The organism is Sphingomonas sp. LT1P40 (genome assembly GCF_036663835.1).
In the GTDB taxonomy this organism is placed as follows: domain Bacteria; phylum Pseudomonadota; class Alphaproteobacteria; order Sphingomonadales; family Sphingomonadaceae; genus Sphingomonas.
Map to the genome: position 1 here is coordinate 81,094 of NZ_JAXOJT010000002.1, position 21,787 is coordinate 102,880.

Sequence of the window (21,787 nt, forward strand, 5' to 3'; positions counted from 1 at the left end):
AATGACGATGCGCTGGTTCATCGCTCTGGTGCTGTCGTTCCTCGCCGCCCCGGTGGCGGCGAAGGACGCGCCCGTCGAGACTTTCAACCTGTGGGCGAAGGCGATGCCGGGGTCCGGCGCGCCGACGGGTCCGGAGAAGGTCGGCAAAGCAGGTGCGGGCGAAGGTGCGGTGACGAACGTCACGGTGCCGCGCATGGCGATCTTTCGGCCCGCCAAGCCCAATGGCGCAGCCGTGCTGGTGATCGGAGGGGGCGGCTATTTCCGTATCCAGATCGCCAGTGCGGCAGTGCCGACCGCGAAGTGGCTGGCGGCACGCGGGATCACAGCAGTCGTACTCTATTACCGCCTGCCCGGTGACGGGTGGAACGCCGATGCGCCGTTTCAGGACGGGCAGCGCGCGATGCGATTGCTGCGCAGCAATTCAAAGCGACTGAGTATCGATCCGAAGCGGATCGGCGTGCTGGGTTTCTCGGCGGGCGGGCATCTCGCTGGCACGCTGGCAACGCGCGGGGCGTTTGATTTCTATGCCCCCGCGGACGCCACCGACCGGATCAGCGCGGTGCCCGATTTCACCGCGATGATCTATCCGGTCGTCTCGATGCGCACGCCGATCGACACAACGCGCACGGCGCGTGAGCTGAAAGTGCTGCCCGCTTATCGCAATGCCTTCTCGGTCGAGGCGCATGTCACGCCCGCGACGCCGCCGGTTTTTCTGGCGCACGCAATGGACGATCCGATCGCCAATGTGGAGCATAGCAAGCGGATGCAGGCGGCGATGCAGGCGGCGGGGCGACCGGTCGAAATGCATCTGTTCGAGTCTGGCGGGCATAGCTTCGGACTGGGCAAGCCCGGCACCCCGGTGGCGGCATGGCCGGGCCTGTTCTACAGCTGGGGCGTTAGAAACGGCTGGTTCGCCGCGACGTCAGTCAAGCCATAGCAAGGGCTGGCGTACCGGGAAGTTGCGGACGACTTCGGGCACCACCGGATCGGCATCGAGCCGTTGCCAGAGCGCGGTCCAGTCCGGTCGCTTCGCCGCGATGCCGCCGAACAGCAGCGCCGGATGCCGCACCGGGAAGTCGTCGAAATATTCGATGTCCCTGGCGAACGGCCATTTGCGCTTGTCCGCGATATAAGGCGCCATGAAAGCGATGGCCCCGGCGATCGAGCGGCCATCGGGCGTGCGCCAGCCGATCAGATCGCCGTCACGCTGCGACAACAACCACGCGCTCGTCGTCAACACATCGAGGTTGAACAGCGAATAAGCATAGGGTTTGGTCCGCGCCAGTTCGAGCGGCTGGCGACCATTCGGCGCGATCTGCGTCGGGATGAGCGTGGTTTTGAGGCGCGTTCGTGCGGCATCCAGGGTGGCTGTGTGGCGCGTTGCGCTGGCGAAGGCGGCCGCTTGCAACAGCCAGCAGCTACCGTGATTATTCTTCTCGTCGCGCTCCGCAACCCCGAACGGCGATGTCGTGAGCCAGTCGAGATAGCGCGCGAACCAGTCCTCGACCCCTGCCCGGATGCGGGCATAACTGGGTGCCCGTCTTTCAGCGAACAACGTCGCGGCGCGCGCGACCTCAATGATCTGGAGCGTGTCGATCACGCCGATTGCGCGACCCGTGTTGACCCCGATCACCGCCTGGCTGTGATTGAGGTGCGGGTTCATCCGCGTGGCAGGATCGACGAACCATGTATGCAGGTGCCGCATCGCAGCGGTGGCGAAGCGCGCCTCGCCGGTCAGCTTCCAAGCGACCGCGAGCATCGGCACGATGCGACCGAAAGCGATCAGCGCGTCGCGGTGACCATCGAACTTGTCGGGGTTGGAACGCCCATCGCGGCGGATGTATGGGCCGCCCGGGTTCTTCGGATCGGGCCACCAATAGTCGCCCTCGGAATAATAGTCTTGCCGCCCGCCGGGGCTGCGCGGGGCGGGGATCGCGGCAATCGTGCGCGGCATCGCATCGAGCAGCGCGAGGGCGCGAGGGATGACGCGACGACGTTCGATTGCGGGGATGTCGAATCTGGCTTTCCCCGCGATTGCAGCGGTTGGCACAAGCAGCGCGGCGGCCAGCAATTCGCGGCGTGCGATCCTCACCGGCGATAGCGGAGCACGACATCGCCCTTCGCCGCGCGCGGATAGACACCCGGTCCCCATGCCGCATCGGCGCGCGTCAGCAGATCGTCGAGGCCGTCGGCGGGCCAGGTCATTTCCTTGTAGCGCCACTCGGCCTGCCGCCCGCGATAGGGTGCAACGAAATCGGTCGCCTTGCGCAGCGAGCGCCCCTTCGGATCGGCATAGCCATAAAGATCGACGCCGAGGCACGCGGCGCTGTCGGCGACGTGATAGGCGGCTTGCAACGTGTAGAGCGAATAATGAAAGCTGCGGGTGCGAGCGAGTTCGTGCGGCAATGCACCGGTCGGTTCGATCTGGCGCGCGATACGGTCTTTCGGAAATGCATCGACCGTGTGCATTGCCACATCGGGCCGCCGCGCGAACAAGGCAAACCGCGCGATCTGTGCATCGTACCACACCCCGTGATTGTTGCGGGCGGCGGCTTCCGCCTTGCCATTGGGGCTGCTGCGCATCCAGTCGATATAGCGCGAAAACCAGCTTTCGAGCACCTTGATCTCATCCGCCGTCAGCGCGCCGGTCGGGCCGATCAGCCCCGCCGCGTCGATCACCGCGATGAACGCGCTGGTATCAAGCACCCCTTCCGCGCGACCATTCTCACGCCCCGGCACCGCTTGCGCATAGTTCATATTGGGGTTCATCGCGGTTTCGGTCGTAATGAACCATGCGCGGATCACCGCCGCCGCCTTATCGGCGTATTTACGGTCGCCGCTATAGAAATAGGCCAGCCCCAGTGCATCCGCATCGCTCGCCATCCGCCCAAGCGCGGTGCGATCGAAACGGTTGGTGTCGCGTTCCGGATTCACCTGTCCGTCGCGGCGCACATAGGGACCCTTGGGATTAGCCGGATCGGGCCACCAATAGGGGCCGATGCTGAGATAGTCGCGGCGGTCGCCTGAGATCGGGATGGTGCGCTTGTCCATCACCGACCCAGGTTTGCGTGCCAATGCCTGATCGGCACGGGCGATCAGTCCGCGATAGGCTTCGGTGAGCGCCGGATCGCCCGGCAGCGCCGCCTTGATCGCGTTGAGCGCGTCCGGACGCAGCGTGAAGGTGCGGCGACCGTCGAATGCGGCGGCATAGCCCTCGCTACCCTTGCACACGCCAACCGGCGCAGAAGGAAAAGCCGCCGCCACGGGCGAACCCATGGCGGCGGTGGCGGCAAGGACCGAGAGAGGGGTGGTCCAGCCAAGCTGCATTACAGGCGCACCCGGAAGCCGGCGAAGTACTGGGTACCGCTGTTCGAGACTTCGGTGATGCTGTCGAACCCGCCCTTGTACATCACGTCGGGCGTGCCGGTGACGTTGAGCGCCTGCAGCTTCAGCTGGACGTTCTTCGTCAGATTATATTGCGCTGACAGGTTCACATAAGTGCCGTCGCGGATCTCGCGGTTGGTGCCGCCATTGGGCTTGTAATAGTCCGAGCGGTAGCGGAGGTTTGCGCGCAGCGAGAGGCCCCATTTCTCGAAATAGACCGATCCGCTCGCCGTCCATTTGGATAGGCCGATCAGGTTCGCCGGATCGAGATAGGCGGCAATCGGCGAAGTATCGGGATATTCGAAATTGGCGAAGGCGCGGTTGACCGACCCCTGAAACCCAAACCCGTCGAGCGGCGAGGGCAGCCAGGTCAGGGCGTGGCTCACCGTCGCCTCGACGCCATAGAGATGGCGCGTTTCGAGATCGTTGGCCGGGCCGACCGGACTGATCGTGAAGGTCTCGGTCGTCGGTGCCCCGCCGTCACGGATGGTGGTGACGGTGATGTCGGTCGGGCGGGGTTCAGAGCGGCCGATCACGGTGCCGGTGACCCATTTATAATAGCCCGCGATCGAAACCAGCGTATCCTTCGACGCATAGAGTTCGAGGCTGGCATCGGCATTCCACGCGCGCAACGGCTTCAAGTTCGGATTGCCGGTGGTGGCATTGAAGATGATGTTGTTGACGCCGGCGGCATCGACCGTGGGGGTGAGGCTGATACCCGCACCAAAGCTCTCGATGCCCGAACGCGCGATCGCGCGATAGGCACCGAGGCGCAGCTTCAGTTCCTGTGACAGATCGAACGCGATATTGGCGCTGGGCAGGAAGTAGTTGTAGCTGCCCCGCGTGGTATTGGTGAACAGCGGCTGCGTCGGATCGACCGCGATCGAATAGTCGTCGCCGACCGTGTCGATGGTCAGACGATAGGCCTGACGAAAGCCGACCGAGGTGATGTCGGTCTTGACCCAGCGCAGCCCGACATTTCCACTGAACGGAATGCTGCCCTCGTCCGACCGGAAATTGGCCATCGCATAGGCGGCATAGATGCGTTCCTGCACGTCGATGTCGCTGGGATCGCGCCCGTCCGCAGGGACCGGCAACGCGTCGTCGCTGCCGGTAAAGGTGCGGAACAGACAGTCATTGTCGAACGTCGCCCAGCTCGTGACGTTGGTGCCGGTATCCGCCATGTACGAGCTGGTCGTGAAAGGCACGCGGCATTGCAGGTTGGCCTGACTGATAATCGCCGTCACCTGTGCCGCGGTGCCGGGGATCGTGTTCAGATCGTTGTTGCGGGCATTGTCGTTGGTGCGCTTGTGATCTGAGAAGCGCCCGCCGAACTTCACCGAGGTCAGGAACCCGTCGAACTCGCGCGTGATGTCGAGGCGGCCTGCCAGAATCTCGTCCTGGCGGTCGGTGACGAAACGGCGGCGGGCATAGACCGAGTTGTTCGCGGTGGTGATGAAATTGGCGTGGTTGGTGATGTCGTAATTGTCGAAATTGACCACCGGCACGACATTGTCGTCCTCATAGGTCAGCGTATAGGCGACGCGGCGGTTCGATCGCATGCGCGTCTGCTTTTGCAATTCGGTGCGGTGGCTGCGTGAATAGGAACCGTCGAACGCGACGTTCCACCGATCCGGCGACCAGATCAGGCTGACGCCCCCGCCCATATATTCCTCGTCGCGCTGCCGCGTTTCGAGTTGGTTCTCCAGGTTCGAGTTACCGCGATAGCTCATCAGCGCGCCGGTGCTGTAACCGTTGCTGCCATTGCCGACCACGAGTGGTTGCAGACCGCGCAATCCCTCGGTGATCTGCAGGACGTTGCGGTCCTCCAGGCTGGCACGATTCGAATATTGCCCGTCGATCGAGATTTCAAAATCGGCATGCGGCCGCCATTGCAGCGCACCGATCAGGCCGTCGCGCACTTCGGAGGTCTGCTGCGTGCGGAAACTGCGCGAGGAGTTGGCGAAATACACGTCGCCGCGCGTCTCGCCGACCACAACCGGCGTTGCCCCGGTGCTTGGCGCGACCGACCGTGGACCCGTGGCAAGCGCACAGTTGGCGCCGGCCCCCGACGCGACCAGCGCCGCCGCAGTACCGGTCACCGCCGAGGAGTTGTTGGCAATGGTGTTGCACGGCTGAAACACCGAATTGGTGTTGTAATAATCTTCCGGCGCGGTCGTGTCCTGCCGCTGATAGCCGATCGTGAAACCGATATCGCCAATGCCGGTGGAGAAGGTGTCGGTGTAGGAGAAATTGGCGCGATAGCCGAGGCCGTCATGCTGGTAGACGTCGTCGTCTTTCGGCTGGAAGTCGCCACGAATCTCGAACTGGATGCGCTGCTTGCCGTAATCGAGCGGTTTCATCGAACGCAACTCGATGATGCCGCCGACGCCGCCTTCAAGGAAGTCGGCGCGCTGCGTCTTGTACACCAGCACGCCGTTGACCAGCTCCGACGGGAACTGTTGAAACGCGACCGAACGGTCGGGACCAGCGGTCGAGACTTCGCGTCCGTTGAACGTCGAGAAGCTGAGCGTGGGACCCAGGCCGCGAACCGACAATTCATTGGCATTGCCCTTGAAGCGATCCGCCGAGACGCCGGTGATCCGCTCCAGCGTGTCGCCGACCGAATTATCCGGGGTCGCGCCGATCTCGTCGCTCACCAGACCATCGACGACGACGTCCGCACTGCGCTTGAACTCGATTGAGGTGCGCTGCGTCGCGCGGGCACCGGTAACGAGAATTTCCTCGCCGCCCGTCGTCTCGTCGGCTGCTGCCGCAACCGGGTCAGCCGGCGCATCCTGTGCCCATGCCGGCGCGACCGCGACCAGCGCCGCCGACGCGAGCAGGCTTCCCCGGACCATCATCTTCGTTTGCGACATTCTTCTTCCTCCCCTCGGGCGTTCCGCAGACCGCCGGTTTCACCCGGCTGATACCGGTGTCATTTAATGTGTAATACAACTCTGTTCGGGTGAGTCAATCGTCAACCCGTTCAGTTGTAGGACAAATCCCATGTTAGCGCTATGATGCTGCCGGTTGCAGCGGGCAGGGTTCGGCCGCAACGGACCAATGTGGCAAACGCGCCGGTCGGTGCCCGATAGACTGCATTATCCGGCTTCTGCGTTCGGCATGGACCATAGCCCTGCGCCGCGAAACGCCGGACTTCGCCGCGTCCAAAGCGCACTTCGCCAGCCTGTAGCTTCGCCGCGCCGGAGAAGCTCGCAAACTCCATATCGATGCGTGCAATGCGCACGCCCGGTGCGGGCCGCAGCCGATCGCTGCGGACGATGCGGCCGGGGGTGAAGGTGTAGCGCGTTTCGATGCTGGCGCGGCGATCGGGGCGCGCGTCGTTCTTGCCCATCAGGTCCAACGCATCCTGTCGCCAGCTGACGGTCGTGGTCGCGCCGCGCCGAACGATCCGCACATCCTTGAAGAAGGCGAGCGGCATCAGCACGCCACCGTCCGCCAGCGTGATTTTCGGCACCAGATGCGGATAGGGTGCGTCCGCCGACCCCTGCAACATGCCCGGCGCGAACGGCACGGGGAAATAGGGGTTGTGCATATGCTGCCCCTCCGCCCCGTTGATGATCGGCAGCCCGATCACCTTGCCGCGATCGCGCAGCGTCACCACCGCGCGATCATATTCGCCACGCGCGAACCAGGTGGTGGTCACTTTCGGTAGCGTGTTCAGCCAGCGGGCATAGCCAGGATCGGGGGCCTTGCCGCGATAGCCTAGCCGGCTCCAGATCGCGCTGGTATAGCCATATTGGCGAGCGAGGCTGAGATTCTCGCCGAAGATGCGGTGGATGCCGCGATACGCATCGGTGCGCCGCCCCTGCGCCCACAGATCGACCGAACCGGTTTTGGGGTCGACCCAAAAGTCCATGTAGCGCGCGGCAATGCGGCTGGAAAAGGCATAGGCCATGCGCTCCTCCTGCGGCGTCAGCACCTTTAGCAATGCAGCGGCGGTGAGCACTTCCAGGAACGCGGTCTCGCCGTAAGCCCCGATGCTGCGACCATATTCAAACCCCTCGCCGGTCAGGTTGAAGCGCGGGAGCAACACGTCGATTGACTTGCGCAGCCAGCCCTTGACCTCCGCCGAGGGGGTCATGCCGGTCTCGATCAACCGATGCGCGATCTCGCCGATCAGCAGGACCGAATAACGGTCGAACCGACCCTTGCCTTCGGTCTCGTCGGCAAAGCCATATTCGCCGGAATATTTGCGATAATGGTCGAGCGTGCGCGCGAGCAGCAGGTCGCCGCCGGTGGCATCCTCCCAGCCCATCAGATGCCGCAGCCGCGCGATCGAGAAGGCGACCCCGTAGTAATTGTTGGGTAGGTCGATCAGGGTGAGGTCGCTACGCACGAAGCGCCGCCAGTCGAGCTGCTGGCGCAATTTCGCCAGCGTCGCGGGACGCACGGCGCGGGTCAGCAGACCGCGTTCGTTGAGATCGTGCAGTGCGGAGACATAATAGTAGAGGCCCCAGCTTTCGTTGACGTCGCCCAGCGTGAGTTCGGCGATATCGGCAAAGTCGCGCAGCCGCTGATCCAGCCGTGCATCGCCCGGCGGCAGCGCGGTGATGCGCGTCGCCATCGCGGCGGCGATCTTGCCCGGCAGGAACTTGTCGCCGCTCTTGAACACCTCGACCCCGCCCAGTTTCATGCTGCGTTTTTCGCGCAGCAATTGTTCGAGCAACGCCTCGACTTGCGGCATCATCCGCGTGGTGACGGTGCGGTCCATCGGCGCGACCCTCGTGGCATAGACCGGCCCATGCGGCTGGCTGGCCCAGCGATCGGCGGGTGCAGCATTTCCGATGAGAAGTGCAGCAATTACGGGTACGCAAACATATTTTATCATCAGTTTTTCGCCTTGCGCGCCAGATCGACCATCGCGGTTCCGGCGAGCAGAAATGCGCCGGAGCCGTAGAATTGCGTTTCCTTTGCCGACACACTGTCGGGCCGGTCGCCGACCTGCTGCACCCAGCCGAGCATGCCGTCGGGCTGTACCGCACGAACCGATGCGTTCCAGCCCTTGATCGCCGCCGGTTGATACATCGCGCGATCGAGCAGCCCCGCATTGACGCCCCAGGCAAAAGCATAGGTGAAGAAGGCGGTCCCGCTCGATTCCGCCGGGGTGCCGGGATCGCCGTCGAGCAGCGACGCGGGCCAATAGCCGTCCGCCTTTTGCAGGGTCAGCAGCTTCGCCGACATGTCGCGGAACAGCTTGGTGTAATAAGGCCGCTTGGGGTCCTTGCGGTCCATCACTTGCAGCATGCGAACGAGGCCGCCCATCACCCAGCCATTGCCGCGACTCCAGAACAGCTTGCGCCCCTTGCCGTCGCGCATGTCGAAGAAACGGCTGTCGCGGAAATAGAGCTGTTCGCTCGGGTCGAACAGATAATCGGTCGTCGCCTTGAACTCGGCATGCGCGAACTCGGCATAGCGCTGGTCGCCGGTTGCTTTCGCAAGTTGCATCAATGTCGGCGGCGCCATGAACAGCGCATCGCACCAGCACCAGCGATCGGTGCATTTCGACGTGCCCTTGCCCGGCGCGACGGGAATGAATTCGAGACTGCCAATTGGGCGGTTGGCGAGCACATTGTCGAAATAGGCCACTGTCGGCGCGATCACCGACTTCCCCGCCCCGTTGCGCGCCGCCCACAGCCACGCCTGCGCGATCAGTTGATCGTCGGCGTGAAAAGGATTGTCGCCGAGCTTCCATGAAACGTCGCGGCCAAGATCGAGCAGCGGCTTCGCATAACGCCTGTCGCGATTGGCCAGTTCGCTTAGCGCGATCCAGAAGGTCGCCTGTTGCCAGTCGCGCGGGTTCTGCACGCTTTTTCGCGCGGCGGGCATCGTCGCCCAGTTGGTGCGGTTGGCCAGCTGCCAGTCCGCGACGCGCCGCGTCTCGGCGAGGATGGCGGCTGGGCGCGGCATTGATGGCTGTACCTCGACGATGGCAGCAGGCGCAGCGGTGAGGGCGAGGAAGATCAGGGACATGTCGATTCCTTTGTCGGCATGAGAGCAACGGTGCCGAGCGTCAGGCGCAGGCGACCGCCGGTGGAAAGCACGAAGGGCGCGGTGACCTTGTTCAGCCGCGCGTCGCCCAGACAGGCCAGCGGCACGCTCACCGTCTGCCACCCCTTGCCGACGATCGCTGCAAGACGGGTGGTAAGGTCGAGCCGCGCAAGGCAGCCCGGCCCGCATTTGATCTCGACCATGACCGGCGCGGCGGGTGCTTCATCGACCTTCAGCTCGATCGTCAGCGCCAGTGGCCCTGCGGCGGTGAGGTCGGCGGCACGCGGGCTGACGATTTGAAGCGTACCGCGCGACTTGCCCGACCAGACGATCTCGCGCGCATCCTCCTGCGCGTCACGATCGACCGGGCGCACGGCGATGGCACCGTTATCGGCGGCACCGGTAATCACCTGCGCACTGTCGTTCGCGCCGTCGATCTGGAGCAAGCGAGTGCCGACCGCGCGACCGCGCGCGAAGATCGGGCCGGTGGCGGGCTGCTCGGTGACGATGCCGGGGTCTTCAGACAGGGCCGCAGCGCCCCCGCGATCCTTAAGCGTCAGGCCATAGCCATAAGCGTAAAGCGGCTTGCCCCCTTCGCCGATGTTGAGCGGCGCGCCCTTGGCATCGGCAGGCCAGGAGAAGGGCAGTTTGCCCCGAAAATCCGCCTTGCCGAACAGGACATCGGCAACGCCGCCGCCCTCCGATCCCGGCAGCCACGCCGTGACGAATGCATCGGCGGCATTGATGTGGCGGTTCACCCATAATGGCCGCCCGGTCAGGAACACCGCGACCACCGGCACGCCCGCCGCCTTCAACCGCTGCATCGTCGCCAGACTGCCACGCGGATCGTCGAAATACAGGTCGGTGCGATCTCCCTGAAACTCGGCATAGGGGTCTTCGCCGAACACGACGATCGCGGCGTCGGGCTTTTGCGTGAAGCTGCCCGCGACCGACAATTTGGCGCTCCCGCCGCCCGCCTTCACGGCATCGCGCACGCCTGCCCAGATCGTGGTCGCACCGTGGAAATGTTCGGGCTTCGTCCCGGTCCCCTGCCACGTCAGCGTCCAGCCGCCCGATTGCTTGGCGACATCGTCCGCCCCGTCGCCCGCGACCAGAATGCGTGCGCCGGCCTTGAGCGGCAGCGTCCCGTTGTTCTTCAGCAGCACCAGCGATTCGCGCACCGCCTGTCGCGCCACCGAGCGATGCTCTGGCGCACCGAGTAATTCATAACGTCCGGCAAATTCGCGAGTCGATGGCTTGGCTGCGTCGAGTAGCCCCGCACGCGCCTTCACCCGCAGAATGCGGCGCACCGCATCGTCGAGCCGCGCCATCGGTAGCGTGCCCGATTTCACCGCCGCCAGCGTGGTTTCGTACAGCCCCTTCCAGCTCGCCGGACCCATGAACATGTCGAGGCCCGACGCGATTGCCGCCGGGCAATCGGCCGGTGTGCAACCGGTGACCTTGGCATGTCCGTCCCAGTCGCCGACGACGAAGCCGTCGAACCCCCACCGCTGCTTCAGCACGCCGGTCAGCAGGCTTTGGTTGCCGTGCATTTTGACGCCCTGCCAGCCGGAGAAGCTGGCCATCACGCTTTGCACCCCGGCATCGATCGCGGCGACATAGCCGGGGGCGTGGAGGCGAATCAGCTCGCTCTCGGGAATTTTCGCATCGCCCCGGTCGCGCCCGTCCAGCGTCCCGCCATCGGCGATGAAATGCTTGGCGGTGGCGATGATGTGCGGCCCGCGCAACCAGTCCTTGTCACCGCGCCGCCCCTGCAACCCATGTACGAACGCGGTGGCATAATCCCGCACGATCGCCGGGTCTTCGGCAAAACTTTCATAGGTGCGGCCCCAGCGATCGTCGCGCGCGACCGCGATGGTCGGGGCGAAGGTCCAGTCGAGCCCGGTGACGCGCATCTCGATCGCGGTCGCCTGTCCGATCTTTTCCATCAGCGCCGGATTCCGCGCCGCGCCCAGTCCGATATTGTGCGGAAACAGCGTGGCGCCGACAATATTATTGTGGCCGTGAACCGCGTCCGATCCCCACATCACGGGAATGCGCGGCAGACTTCCATTGGGCCGCATCGACGCCTCGTAATAGGCGTCCGCCGCCGCCACCCAGGCCGACGCCGGACCGAATTCGTCGCCGCCGGGGGATGAGCTGCCGCCATTGAGCACCGATCCGAGGTGGTATTTGGCGACATCCTCCGGCGTGGTGCTCGCGATATCGCCCTGCACGACCTGCCCGACCTTCTGCTCCAGCGACATCGCGGCGATGAGCGCGTCGACCCGGCGTTCGATTGCGGCGTCTGGTGTCGGCGCGGTCAGTGCGGGCCAGTTGGCCGGATTTGCGACACCCTTGTCCTGCGCCTGCGCGCTGACAGCCATCGCAGCCAGCGCGGCAAACCCCGTAAACGCCAGCAATGCCGCTCGCCGCACACCCATCTCCTGAACGATTCGATTGCGTGTCATGCTTGACACCGGTGACATAGCTCTTTCCTTTTCCGGCGATCCTGTCAATAAGGTTGTCACACAACTAATCGTTGTACTGAGGGGATGGAATGCCGAAGATCGTGTCTGCACGGGTGATCGTGAGTTGTCCGGGCCGTAACTTCGTCACACTGAAGATCGAATGCGACGATGGCACCACCGGTATCGGCGATGCGACGCTGAACGGGCGCGAACTGGCGGTGGCGAGTTACCTGTCCGAGCATGTCGTCCCCTGCCTGATCGGGCGCGATGCGCACCGGATCGAGGACATCTGGCAGTATCTCTACAAGGGCGCTTACTGGCGCCGTGGCCCGGTGACGATGACCGCGATCGCGGCGGTCGATATGGCGCTGTGGGACATCAAGGGGAAAATCGCGGGCCTTCCGGTCTATCAGCTGTTGGGCGGTGCAGCGCGCGATGCGTGCATGGTCTATGGCCATGCCAATGGCGCGGACGTTGACGCGACGATCGCGGCCGCGCTGGACTATCAGCGACAGGGTTACAAGGCGATCCGGCTGCAATGCGGCGTGCCGGGGATGCCGTCGACCTATGGCGTGTCGAACGACAAATATTTCTACGAGCCCGCCGATGGCGCGCTGCCGACCGAGAATGTCTGGTCGACCGCGAAATATCTGCGCGTGGTGCCCGAATTGTTTGCGGCGGCGCGTGAGGCACTGGGCTGGGACGTGCATTTGCTGCACGATATCCATCATCGTCTGACCCCGATCGAAGCCGGACGACTGGGCAAGGATCTGGAGCCGTATCGCCCCTTTTGGCTGGAGGATGCGACCCCGGCGGAGGATCAGGACGCATTTCGCCTGATCCGGCAACACACCACCACCCCGCTGGCGGTGGGCGAAATCTTCAACTCGATCTGGGATTGCAAGGCGCTGATCGAGAATCAGCTGATCGATTATATTCGTGCGACCGTGGTGCACGCCGGCGGGATCACGCATTTGCGGCGGATCGCCGCGCTGGCTGATCTCTACCAGATCCGCACCGGCTGTCATGGCGCGACCGACCTGTCGCCGGTGGCGATGGCCGCGGCGCTGCATTTCGGGCTGTCGGTGCCCAATTTCGGCATTCAGGAATATATGCGGCACACGCCGGAGACCGACGCGGTGTTCCCGCATGCCTACAGCTTTGCCGAGGGCATGCTGCATCCGGGCGATGCACCGGGGCTGGGCGTCGAGATCGACGAGACGCTGGCCGAGGGTCATCCCTATAAGCGCGCTTACCTGCCGGTGAACCGGCTGGAAGACGGCACGATGTGGAACTGGTGATGCGTATCGCCGGTCTCTTGCTGGCGTTCGTTGCGAGCGCGGCGCTGGCACAGGAGCGCACGCCGATGCGGGCCGCAACAGACGTGGAGAAGCAGGCCCGCACCGCCGTAGTCATCGCCGATTACCGCTATGGCGATCTGCTATGGGAAAACGATCGGATCGCGCACCGCATCTACGCGCGGGCGCTCGAAAAGGAAGAACCGCCCTCCTCCTCGGGCGTCGACGCCTGGGGCAAGCGGGTTCGCTGGCCCTATATGGACCGTCAGTTGCGCACCGGCGACCAGCATGCCGATCATGGCGAGGGGCTGGATTTTTATAATGTCGGCACCGGGCGCGGAACCGGCGGCCTGGGCATCTGGCACGACAACAAGCTGTGGGTGTCGCGCAACTACACGCGCCCGCGCATCCACAATTCCGGGCCGCAAGTAGCGGATTTCACCGTCGATTACGACGCCTGGCCAGTGGATGTGGCGCGCACGGTGTCGGAGACGCGACGCTTTACCCTGCCCGCCGGCACCAATTTCACGCGCATGACGTCGACGCTGCGATCAAACCGCCGGGGCGTCATGATCGTCGGGATCGGCATCTCCAAACGCCCGATCCCGCCCGGACAGCTGGGCAAGATCACGAAGGACGCCGCCCGCGCCCGCTTAAGCTGGTGGGGACCGACCGATCCGGCCAAGGGCACGATGGCGGCGGCGGTAGTCGTCGATCCGGCGGCGTTCGCGGGTTTTACGGAGGATGCCGACAATTATCTGATCCTCGTCCGAGTCCAGCCCGGCAAGCCGTTTGTCTATTACAGCGGCGCGGCATGGGATCGCGGCTCTGATTTCAAAACCGCCGCCGAATGGCAGAACTATGTCGATGAACAGCGCCCCGATTTCAGGCCCTAGCCAGCATCCGCACCGCAATGGTAACGCTCACGTCATGGCGGTAACCAAGGCGGCGTCGCTGGCAGATGATCTGGTCCAGCGTTTCGAGCAACAGATAGAACGGGGCGAAATGCCCCCCGGATCGCGCTTCCCGACGGAGAAGGCGATCACGGAATCCTTCGGCGTCAGCCGAACCGTGGTGCGCGAGGCGTATTCGCGACTGGCTGCACGCGGCCTGCTGGTGTCGCGCCGGGGCTCGGGTGCGTTTGTTGCCGACGGCGCGCAATATCGCGCGTTTCAGGTGATGCCGGACGAGATCAGCGAGATCGACGACGTGCTGGGGCTCCTGGAGATGCGCATGGGGCTTGAGGTCGAGATGGCCGAACTTGCCGCGCTTCGCCGCACAGAGGCCGATCTTGCCGCGATCCGGCGCGCGCTGGCGGCGATGGATGCCAGTATCGAGGTCGATACGTCGGTGTCGGCCGACGCCGCGTTCCACGCCGCGATCGCGGGCGCGACCGGCAATCCCTATTTCCTGCGCTTCACCCAGTTTCTCGGGGTCCGGCTCGTCCCCTCGCGGCGGCTGTATCTGCAGGGCAGCGACGCGCGGCGGCATCAACGCTATGCCCGCACGATCAACCGCGACCATGAGGCGATCTATGCCGCGATCGAGGCGGGCGACGCCAACGCAGCACGCCGCGCCGCGCGCAAGCACATGATGAAATCGATCAAACGCTATCAGGATCTGAAGGCTGCAGGACTGTCGACGACGATCCCGGACAGCGAATGAAATGAGCCGCTCGGCGCGCAGGACTCAGGGGGGCGCGACCGTACAGGACGTGGCACGCGCGGCGGGCGTGTCCGCCATGACCGTATCGCGCGTGGTGAATGGCGGCAGCAATGTCCGTGAGGCGACCCGCAAGGCCGTTCTCGCCGCGGTCGCAGAACTCAGCTATCGCCCCAACACCGCCGCACGCTCGCTCGCGGCGGGCGGCGCGACCCAGATCGGCCTGCTCTATTCCAACCCTTCGGCGGGCTATCTTGGCCAGTTCCTGATCGGCGCGCTGGAGAGCGCCCGCCGTGTTGGCTGTCACCTAGTGCTCGAGGCATGTGCCGACGACAGCCCCGCCGCTCAGACCGAGGCCGTGCGCCAGCTGATCGATGCTGCGGTGGGGGGTGTGATCCTGCCCCCGCCCTTGTCCGAATCCGCCACGGTACAGGCCGCGCTGGCCGATGCGGAGATCCCGTGGGCGGCCATCGCGATGGGGGCGCAGGGACCCGGCACGCTTAACGTGCGGATCGACGATCATGCGGCGGCGCGGGCGATGACATTGCACCTGATCGATCTCGGTCACCGCGACATCGCCTTTATCAGGGGGCATTCAAACCAGCTGGCGAGTGCGAAGCGCGAACGCGGGTTCCTTGCCGCGATGGCCGAGCGCGGTATCGACACCGCGGACCTGACGATCGAGCAGGGCTGGTTCACTTATCGTTCGGGCATCGACGCCGCGACCCGGATTCTTGGCGGCAAGCGGCGGCCGACGGCGATCTTCGCGTCCAATGACGATATGGCGGCGGCGGCGGTCGGCGTCGCGCACCGGCACGGCCTGCACGTGCCGGACGACCTCAGCATCGTCGGCTTCGACGACACCGCCATCGCCACCAGCATCTGGCCCGAGCTGACCACGATCCGCCAGCCGATCGCCGACATGGCGGAAGCCGCCATTACCATGCTTCTCTACCGTTTGCGCGAGCGGGACGGTGAGGATCGCGCGGCAGAGGAAGAAGTGCTGCCCCATTTGCTGATCATACGCGATTCCTCGGCACCGCCTCCGGCGCGATAGCCCCCGACCGGACCTAGCCAGACGACCAAATGACGCGGCATGGAGGGCGGGATGAACGAGGCAATCGACAGCCGTGCGAATTTCGGGCTGATCGTCGCCATCGTCGCGGGGGCGACGATCGGCGGCCTGTTGTTCGGCTATGACAGCGGCGTGGTGAACGGCACGCAGGACGGTCTGAAATCGGCATTCGCGCTGAGCGAAGGGGGTCTTAGCTTTACCGTCGGCTCGCTGCTGATCGGCTGTTTCATCGGCGCGTTTCTGGCCGGGCGGCTTGCCGATGTCATCGGCCGTCGCAATGTGATGATGCTCGCCGCCATCCTGTTACTGATCGGCGCGATCGTTCAGGGTTTTGCCGACAGCCAGTTCGTGTTCGTCGCGGCACGCATCGCGGGCGGGATGGCGGTCGGTGCTGGCGGCGGGGCTGGGTCTGGCCGTCAGCTATAGTTTCTTCGCCGTCGCTGCGGTCGTCAGCTTCATCCTCGCCCGGAAATTCATTCACGAGACCAAGGGTAAGGAACTGGAGGAGATGCAGGGGTAAAGTCAGCGAATAGCGAGCGTCATTTCTAGCGTCATGGTTTCGTCGGGTTGAAGCAGTGTCATCCCGCCACGATTGATCGCATCGGGCAGGTGACTGACCGCCTCGAAGCAGAAGAAATCCACACCGGGCGGGCGGTAGAGATGAAACACCGGTGCGCCGCGTGCGGTCAGGTCGATGCTGCCCCAATGCTGATCGATCCGGGCGAGGCCGTCCCAGCCGTCATAGGCATTGTCGATCAGCGTCTCGCCCGCGACCGCCGCGCCCGTTCGCCAGTCCCCGAACTGCGCCGCATCGGCTGGTTCATCCGGCAGTAGTGTCTCGTCCGTGCGCCACACGCGGTCGGCATATCCCGTCAGCCGCGTTGCCGCATCGCACGGGAAATAGGGATGCAGCCCAAGCCCGCCCGGCACAGGCTCGTCCGCCAGGCTGGTCAGCGAAATCGCCAGGGTCGCAGCACCAAGCGCTAGTGTGAAGCGCTGTTCCGCGCGATATGGCCAGGGCCAGCCCGCACCACCATCATGGCCATGCGCCAGCGTCACGGCGCTGTCCGAAATGTCAGTGACCGCCCATACCGCCTGCCACCCCAGACCGTGCAGGCTGTGCGGATGATCCGCAAAATTGAGCGGCAGCGAATGGACCTGCCCTCCAAAGTGGAAGCGGCCACGCGCGATGCGGTTGGCATAGGGCACCAGCGGGAAACAGGCAGTCGCCAGCGGATCGGTCGTGCCGTCCGGCGCAGGCCGAAGCATGTCGCGCCTTTCATGCCGAAGCGCCCCGACCGCCCCGCCGAGTTCGGGTAGCACCACCAGCTCCCAGTCATGCGCGGCAACATCCATCAGCGCCAGCCCGCATCCACGAAATAGCTGTGTCCGGTGACCAGCCGGGCATCGTCGGAAGCAAGGTAGAGGATCATCGCCGCAACGTCCTCCGGCGCGAGACGCCCGTCCAAGCATTGCGCCGCGACGATATCGGCCTCGCCCTCTGGCGTGTACCATTTCCGTTGCCGGGGGGTGCGGACATTGCCGGGGATCACGCACGTCGCGCGAATGCCGTCGCCGCCCAGATCGCGCGCGAGGCTGCGCGTCAGCCCCTCGATCGCTGCCTTGCAGGTTTGATAGAGGATCAGGTCGTTGAGCCCCAGATGCCATGAGATCGAACCCAGATTGACGATCGCCCCGCCGCCCCTGGCGCGCATCGCCGTGACCACTGCCTGCGCAGCGAAGAACATATGCTTCAGGTTGACCGCGAAACGCTCGTCCCAATAGACTTCGGTGACGTCGTCGATGCTGTGGCGTTCGTCATTGGCGGCATTGTAGACGAGGATGTCGAACCCGCCGCCGGTCTCGATCAGCCGCGCAATCGCCGTTTGCAGCGCCGCGATATCGGTCAGATCGACGCGCTCGAACGCGGCCCCGCTCGTGTCCGCCAATGCGCGCGAATCCGCCTCGGCAATGTCGAAGAACACCACATCCGCGCCCTGCCGCGCAAACCCCTCGACAATCCCCGCGCCGATTCCCGATCCACCGCCGGTAACCAGCACGCGCTTGCCCGCAAGACTGGGATAGACGGCGCGCAGGTCCATCAAACGGCATGCCGTCCGGCAAGCGCGCGATAGAGATCGCGGATGCCAAACGTCCACGGCTCGGCTTCCTTCGAGGTCGTTACCGGGTTCAGCAGTGTGCCCAGCTTTGGTGAATGGATGCGAACGGTGTCGCCCACTTTGTGCGTGAACCCGCGCCCCGCTTCGTCACGATCCTGTACCGGCGCGAACAGCGTTCCCAGAAACAGCGCGAAGCCATCGGGATATTGATGTTCCGACAGCGTCTGCGCGACCAGATCGAGCGGGTCGCGGCTGATCTGGTTCATCGAACTATGCCCCTCCAGCCGATAACTCTCCGGCCCGTCGATGGTCAGATCGAGTTCGGCATTTCGCACATCGTCGATGCCGAAACCCGCGTCGAACAGCCGCACGAACGGGCCGAGCGCACAGGCGGCGTTATTGTCCTTCGCCTTGCCCAGCAACAGCGCGCTGCGCCCCTCGAAATCGCGCAGATTGACGTCATTGCCGAGCGTCGCGCCGACCACACGCCCAAGCGCATTGACGATCAGCACGACCTCCGGCTCGGGGTTGTTCCAGCTCGAATCCGAACGGATGCCGACCGGATCGCCCCAGCCGATCGAGGACAGGACCGGCGCCTTGGTGAACACTTCCGCGTCGGGGCCGATCGCAACCTCAAGATATTGCGACCACATGCCCGCCTCGATCAGCGCAGCCTTTAGTTTCGCCGCCTCGTCGCTGGCCGGAACCACCGACCGGATACCGCCGCCGATCTTGTCCTCAAGCTCGGCACGGATGGCTGCCGCCGCGCCGGAATCGCCGCGCGCGCGCTCTTCGATCACCCGCTCGATCGCGGATATGGCAAAGGTCACGCCACATGCCTTGACGCATTGCAGGTCGATCGGCGCGATCAGCCGGTAGTCACCGCCGCCGATGGTCAAGTCCTCGACGCCGCACAGATCGCGGCCCGAAATCGCGGCGGGATCGGGCAGGTCGAACCAGTCGGCGGTCGTCGATGCGCTGCCCGACACATCGAACACACGGCCATTCCGAACGAGCACCGGTACGGGTCCATCGGCGAGCATCACCCGCCCCGCCAGCACCGCCCGCGCATGGTCGATGGGAAGTGCAGTGGTATCGAAAGCCTTCACAGTCTCTCCCTTCCCGCCGGTCGCCGCATCGCGCCGCCCACGGTTGATGATAGCGCTATCATTCAGTCATCCCGCTCGCAAGCGGGACGATCCCTACAGTTTCCAGTCGCCGTCTATCCGCGCGACGACGCCGCTTTGCCCGCCCTCGCGCAACGCCTGGGGCAACAGCGCCTCGGGCAGATCCTGATAGCTGACCGGGCGCAGGAAACGGTCGATCGCAAGGCTGCCGACCGACGTGCTGCGCGGGTCCGAGGTCGCCGGATAGGGGCCGCCATGCACCATCGCATGCCCGACCTCGACGCCGGTCGGCCAGCCATTGGCGATCACGCGACCGACGGTGCGCTCAAGCACGGGCAACAGCGCGCGGGCAGCGTCGTAATCACCCGCATCGACCTGCAACGTCGCGGTCAGCTGTCCCTCGAGTTCGCCCAGCACCGCGCTCAGTTCGGCGATATCGGCACAGCGCACGATCACCGACGACACCCCGAACACCTCATGCAGATGCACCGGATCGGCGAGGAAATCCTTGCCCGCCACGCTGAACAAAGCGGCACGACCGCGGTTCGGACCCTCAGCCTCGGCACCCTGTGCCAGCGTCGTTACATGTGCGCTGGCGGCGAGCTTCGCCTTGCCGCTCTCGAACGCGTCCCAGATACCGTCGGTCAGCATCACCTGGGCGGGCTGCCCTGACAGCACTTCGCTGGCACGCGCGACGAAGGCGTCGAGATCGGGGCCGTCCACGCCCATCACCAGACCGGGATTGGTGCAGAACTGACCCGCGCCCATCGCCAGACTCGCGACGAACCCCTCGGCCAGCGCGGTCCCGCGTGCCTTCAGCGCTTCGGGCAACAGGATGACCGGGTTGATCGCCGACATTTCGGCATAAACCGGGATCGGGCGCGGACGTGCGGCGGCGATCTTCATCAGCGCCTCGCCCCCGCCGCGCGATCCGGTGAAGCCCACCGCCTGAATGCGCGGATCGGCAACCAATGCTTCGCCGACCCGGCGCGAGGTGCCGTTGACGAGGCTGAACACGCCCGCCGGCATGCCGGTCTTTTCGGCGGCGCTGGCAATGGCGCTGGCGATCAGCTCGGCGGTGCCGGGATGCGCGCGGTGCCCCTTCATCACCACCGGACATCCGGCGGCGAGCGCGGAGGCAGTGTCGCCCCCTGCCGTCGAGAAAGCCAAGGGGAAGTTGGACGCCCCGAACACGGCGACCGGGCCGACCGGCACCATCCGCAGCCGCAGATCAGGCTTGGGCGGGGTGCGTGCGGGATCGGCATGGTCAATGCGCAGTTTCTGCCACTGGCCGTCGCGCACTTCCCGCGCGAACAGGCGCAGCTGGCCGGTGGTGCGACCGCGTTCGCCAGTAATGCGCGCGGACGGAAGCCCGGACTCGCGGCATGCGCGTTCGATCAGCTCGTCGCCCAATGCTTCGATTTCGTCCGCAACGGCGTCGAGAAACGCGGCGCGTTCGGCCAGCGGACGAGTCGAATAGGGAATGAACGCAGCGTCGGCCGCAGCACAGGCATCGGCGACATCCTGCTCGGTCGCCCCGGCGAATCCGACATCGGCAATCTCTGCCCCGGCGGCGGGATCATAGGCGTGAAAGCGGTCGGCGGCGGCACGGCGTTCGCCGCCGATGAACAGGTTTCCGGTCAATATCATCGTCTTCTCCGCAACCGACAATACAGGCGATTGCGGGGGCGCGCGCCTGATCGTTACGCGCCCTACCTAGAAACATCATACAAATTTACAAGGGCAGCGAAGCCGCGACTCAGCTCAACCGCGCACTCATCAGAAAGCGTTCGCGGCTCTCCGCCGACTTGCGCCGAAGCTCCAGGATTTCGCGCTCCTCGGTCGCGTCCAGCATCGCTTCCAGCAACCGGTTGAAATGCTGCCGCATCGCAATTCGCGCCGCCGCCGGATCGTTGGCGCGCAGTGCATCGACGATCGCGCCATGTTCGCGCCGCCGCGTGCGTCCGTCATGCTGACACACGCTGGCATAGGTATGGCGCACTTCGGGCACCTCGGTGCGCATCCGCCATAGCGACTGGATGACGTGAATGATCGCCTGATTGCCCGACGCCGACGCGATCAGCAGATGGAACTCCTGATCCGCCTCGGTCGATTTCTCATCGTCGCTGTCGTCGCGCCCCATGATTTCGAGCAATTCGCCGAGCCGCGTCAGCATTTGCGGCGTCACCGTCGATGCCGCCAGCGCCGCCGCTTCCGATTCGAACAGCGAGCGCGCCTCGGTCAGCTCGAACGCGCTGACCGCTGGCGGTTCGTCGGTCCGTACCGCCGTGCGGTCCGTCACATAGACGCCGGATCCAGTCTTGATGCGAATGCGACCGATCGCCTGAAGCGCGATCTCCGCCTCCCGGATCGTCACGCGGCTAACGCCGAACTGCTCGGCCAGCTCGCGCTCGCCGGGCAGGCGCGATCCGACCGGGAACACGCCCTGATCGATCAGGTCGGTAATCTGATCGGCGATGCTCTGGTATAGCCGGTCAGCCATTGCGGTCCTCACCAATTCCTTTGCAGCCGATCCTTATTGGCTTCGCTCCAAAGCGCAAGCGCCGGACAGCGGTTGGCCCGCACATCCGACCGATCGCCCTTGGGGAGGGGGGAGCGGCGATCATCGGATCTG

At 64.9% G+C, this 21,787-nt stretch carries 18 protein-coding genes; 7 read left to right on the forward strand and 11 right to left on the reverse strand.

All coding sequences use genetic code 11. The features are described from left to right. Positions 1-7 precede the first annotated feature (7 nt). Positions 8-937 (forward strand): alpha/beta hydrolase, encoded by a 930-nt coding sequence (locus U1702_RS11785; RefSeq protein WP_332724837.1) that lies wholly within the window; start codon positions 8-10, stop codon positions 935-937. On the opposite strand, the gene U1702_RS11790 is transcribed toward U1702_RS11785, so the two are convergent. The 6 genes from U1702_RS11790 to U1702_RS11815 all read right to left on the reverse strand — a co-directional run bounded on the left by U1702_RS11790 (position 923) and on the right by U1702_RS11815 (position 11,870). Further along, positions 923-2,092, reverse strand: a complete 1,170-nt coding sequence (locus U1702_RS11790) for an alginate lyase family protein (protein ID WP_332724839.1) — start codon at positions 2,090-2,092, stop codon at positions 923-925. The two genes, U1702_RS11785 and U1702_RS11790, sit on opposite strands and share 15 nt — an antisense overlap. After that, positions 2,089-3,327, reverse strand: a complete 1,239-nt coding sequence (locus tag U1702_RS11795; protein WP_332724841.1) for an alginate lyase family protein — start codon at positions 3,325-3,327, stop codon at positions 2,089-2,091. Before U1702_RS11795 ends, U1702_RS11790 begins: the two co-directional genes overlap by 4 nt. After that, a complete protein-coding gene (locus U1702_RS11800) occupies positions 3,327-6,263 on the reverse strand; it encodes a TonB-dependent receptor (protein WP_332724843.1) in 2,937 nt (978 codons plus the stop codon). The genes U1702_RS11795 and U1702_RS11800 overlap by 1 nt, the downstream gene beginning before the upstream one ends. Before the next feature lie 110 nt (positions 6,264-6,373). After that, positions 6,374-8,239, reverse strand: a complete 1,866-nt coding sequence (locus tag U1702_RS11805) for a hypothetical protein (RefSeq protein ID WP_332724845.1) — start codon at positions 8,237-8,239, stop codon at positions 6,374-6,376. Beyond that, the gene (locus tag U1702_RS11810; protein WP_332724847.1) at positions 8,239-9,381 is read right to left on the reverse strand and encodes a glycoside hydrolase family 88/105 protein; all 1,143 of its coding nucleotides are present in this window, start codon (positions 9,379-9,381) and stop codon (positions 8,239-8,241) included. The genes U1702_RS11805 and U1702_RS11810 overlap by 1 nt, the downstream gene beginning before the upstream one ends. Then, positions 9,372-11,870, reverse strand: a complete 2,499-nt coding sequence (locus U1702_RS11815; RefSeq protein ID WP_332724849.1) for a glycoside hydrolase family 3 protein — start codon at positions 11,868-11,870, stop codon at positions 9,372-9,374. The genes U1702_RS11810 and U1702_RS11815 overlap by 10 nt, the downstream gene beginning before the upstream one ends. Positions 11,871-11,959: 89 nt before the next feature. Between U1702_RS11815 and manD the strand changes: the two genes are divergently transcribed. Genes manD through U1702_RS11845 form a run of 6 tightly spaced genes read left to right on the forward strand, consistent with a single transcriptional unit; the run spans position 11,960 to position 16,425 of the window. Beyond that, the gene (gene manD, locus U1702_RS11820) at positions 11,960-13,171 is read left to right on the forward strand and encodes a D-mannonate dehydratase ManD (protein WP_332724851.1); all 1,212 of its coding nucleotides are present in this window, start codon (positions 11,960-11,962) and stop codon (positions 13,169-13,171) included. Beyond that, entirely contained in the window at positions 13,171-14,064 is an 894-nt protein-coding gene (locus tag U1702_RS11825) for a DUF4861 family protein (RefSeq protein ID WP_332724853.1), read from the forward strand. The genes manD and U1702_RS11825 overlap by 1 nt, the downstream gene beginning before the upstream one ends. A 34-nt stretch (positions 14,065-14,098) precedes the next feature. Beyond that, entirely contained in the window at positions 14,099-14,833 is a 735-nt protein-coding gene (locus U1702_RS11830; protein WP_332724855.1) for a FadR/GntR family transcriptional regulator, read from the forward strand. Between the two features lies 1 nt (position 14,834). Further along, complete coding sequence (locus U1702_RS11835) at positions 14,835-15,887, forward strand: LacI family DNA-binding transcriptional regulator (protein ID WP_332724857.1); 1,053 nt, start codon at positions 14,835-14,837, stop codon at positions 15,885-15,887. A gap of 51 nt (positions 15,888-15,938) precedes the next feature. After that, positions 15,939-16,331 (forward strand): MFS transporter, encoded by a 393-nt coding sequence (locus tag U1702_RS11840; RefSeq protein WP_332724859.1) that lies wholly within the window; start codon positions 15,939-15,941, stop codon positions 16,329-16,331. Next, positions 16,294-16,425 (forward strand): hypothetical protein, encoded by a 132-nt coding sequence (locus U1702_RS11845; protein ID WP_332724861.1) that lies wholly within the window; start codon positions 16,294-16,296, stop codon positions 16,423-16,425. Before U1702_RS11840 ends, U1702_RS11845 begins: the two co-directional genes overlap by 38 nt. 2 nt (positions 16,426-16,427) lie before the next feature. Here U1702_RS11845 and U1702_RS11850 read toward each other — a convergent pair whose 3' ends face one another. From U1702_RS11850 to U1702_RS11870, 5 genes are all read right to left on the reverse strand, one after another. Next, positions 16,428-17,261 (reverse strand): aldose 1-epimerase, encoded by an 834-nt coding sequence (locus U1702_RS11850; RefSeq protein ID WP_332724863.1) that lies wholly within the window; start codon positions 17,259-17,261, stop codon positions 16,428-16,430. Beyond that, a complete protein-coding gene (xylB, locus tag U1702_RS11855; protein ID WP_332724864.1) occupies positions 17,261-18,007 on the reverse strand; it encodes a D-xylose 1-dehydrogenase in 747 nt (248 codons plus the stop codon). The genes U1702_RS11850 and xylB overlap by 1 nt, the downstream gene beginning before the upstream one ends. Then, positions 18,007-19,068 (reverse strand): fumarylacetoacetate hydrolase family protein, encoded by a 1,062-nt coding sequence (locus tag U1702_RS11860; RefSeq protein WP_332726374.1) that lies wholly within the window; start codon positions 19,066-19,068, stop codon positions 18,007-18,009. Before U1702_RS11860 ends, xylB begins: the two co-directional genes overlap by 1 nt. Before the next feature lie 159 nt (positions 19,069-19,227). After that, positions 19,228-20,802: an aldehyde dehydrogenase (NADP(+)) gene (locus U1702_RS11865; RefSeq protein ID WP_332724866.1), complete on the reverse strand. Its 1,575-nt coding sequence runs from the start codon at positions 20,800-20,802 to the stop codon at positions 19,228-19,230. 109 nt (positions 20,803-20,911) lie between these two features. Then, positions 20,912-21,655, reverse strand: coding sequence for a FadR/GntR family transcriptional regulator (locus tag U1702_RS11870; protein WP_332724868.1), 744 nt, complete (start codon positions 21,653-21,655; stop codon positions 20,912-20,914). Positions 21,656-21,787 lie beyond the last annotated feature (132 nt).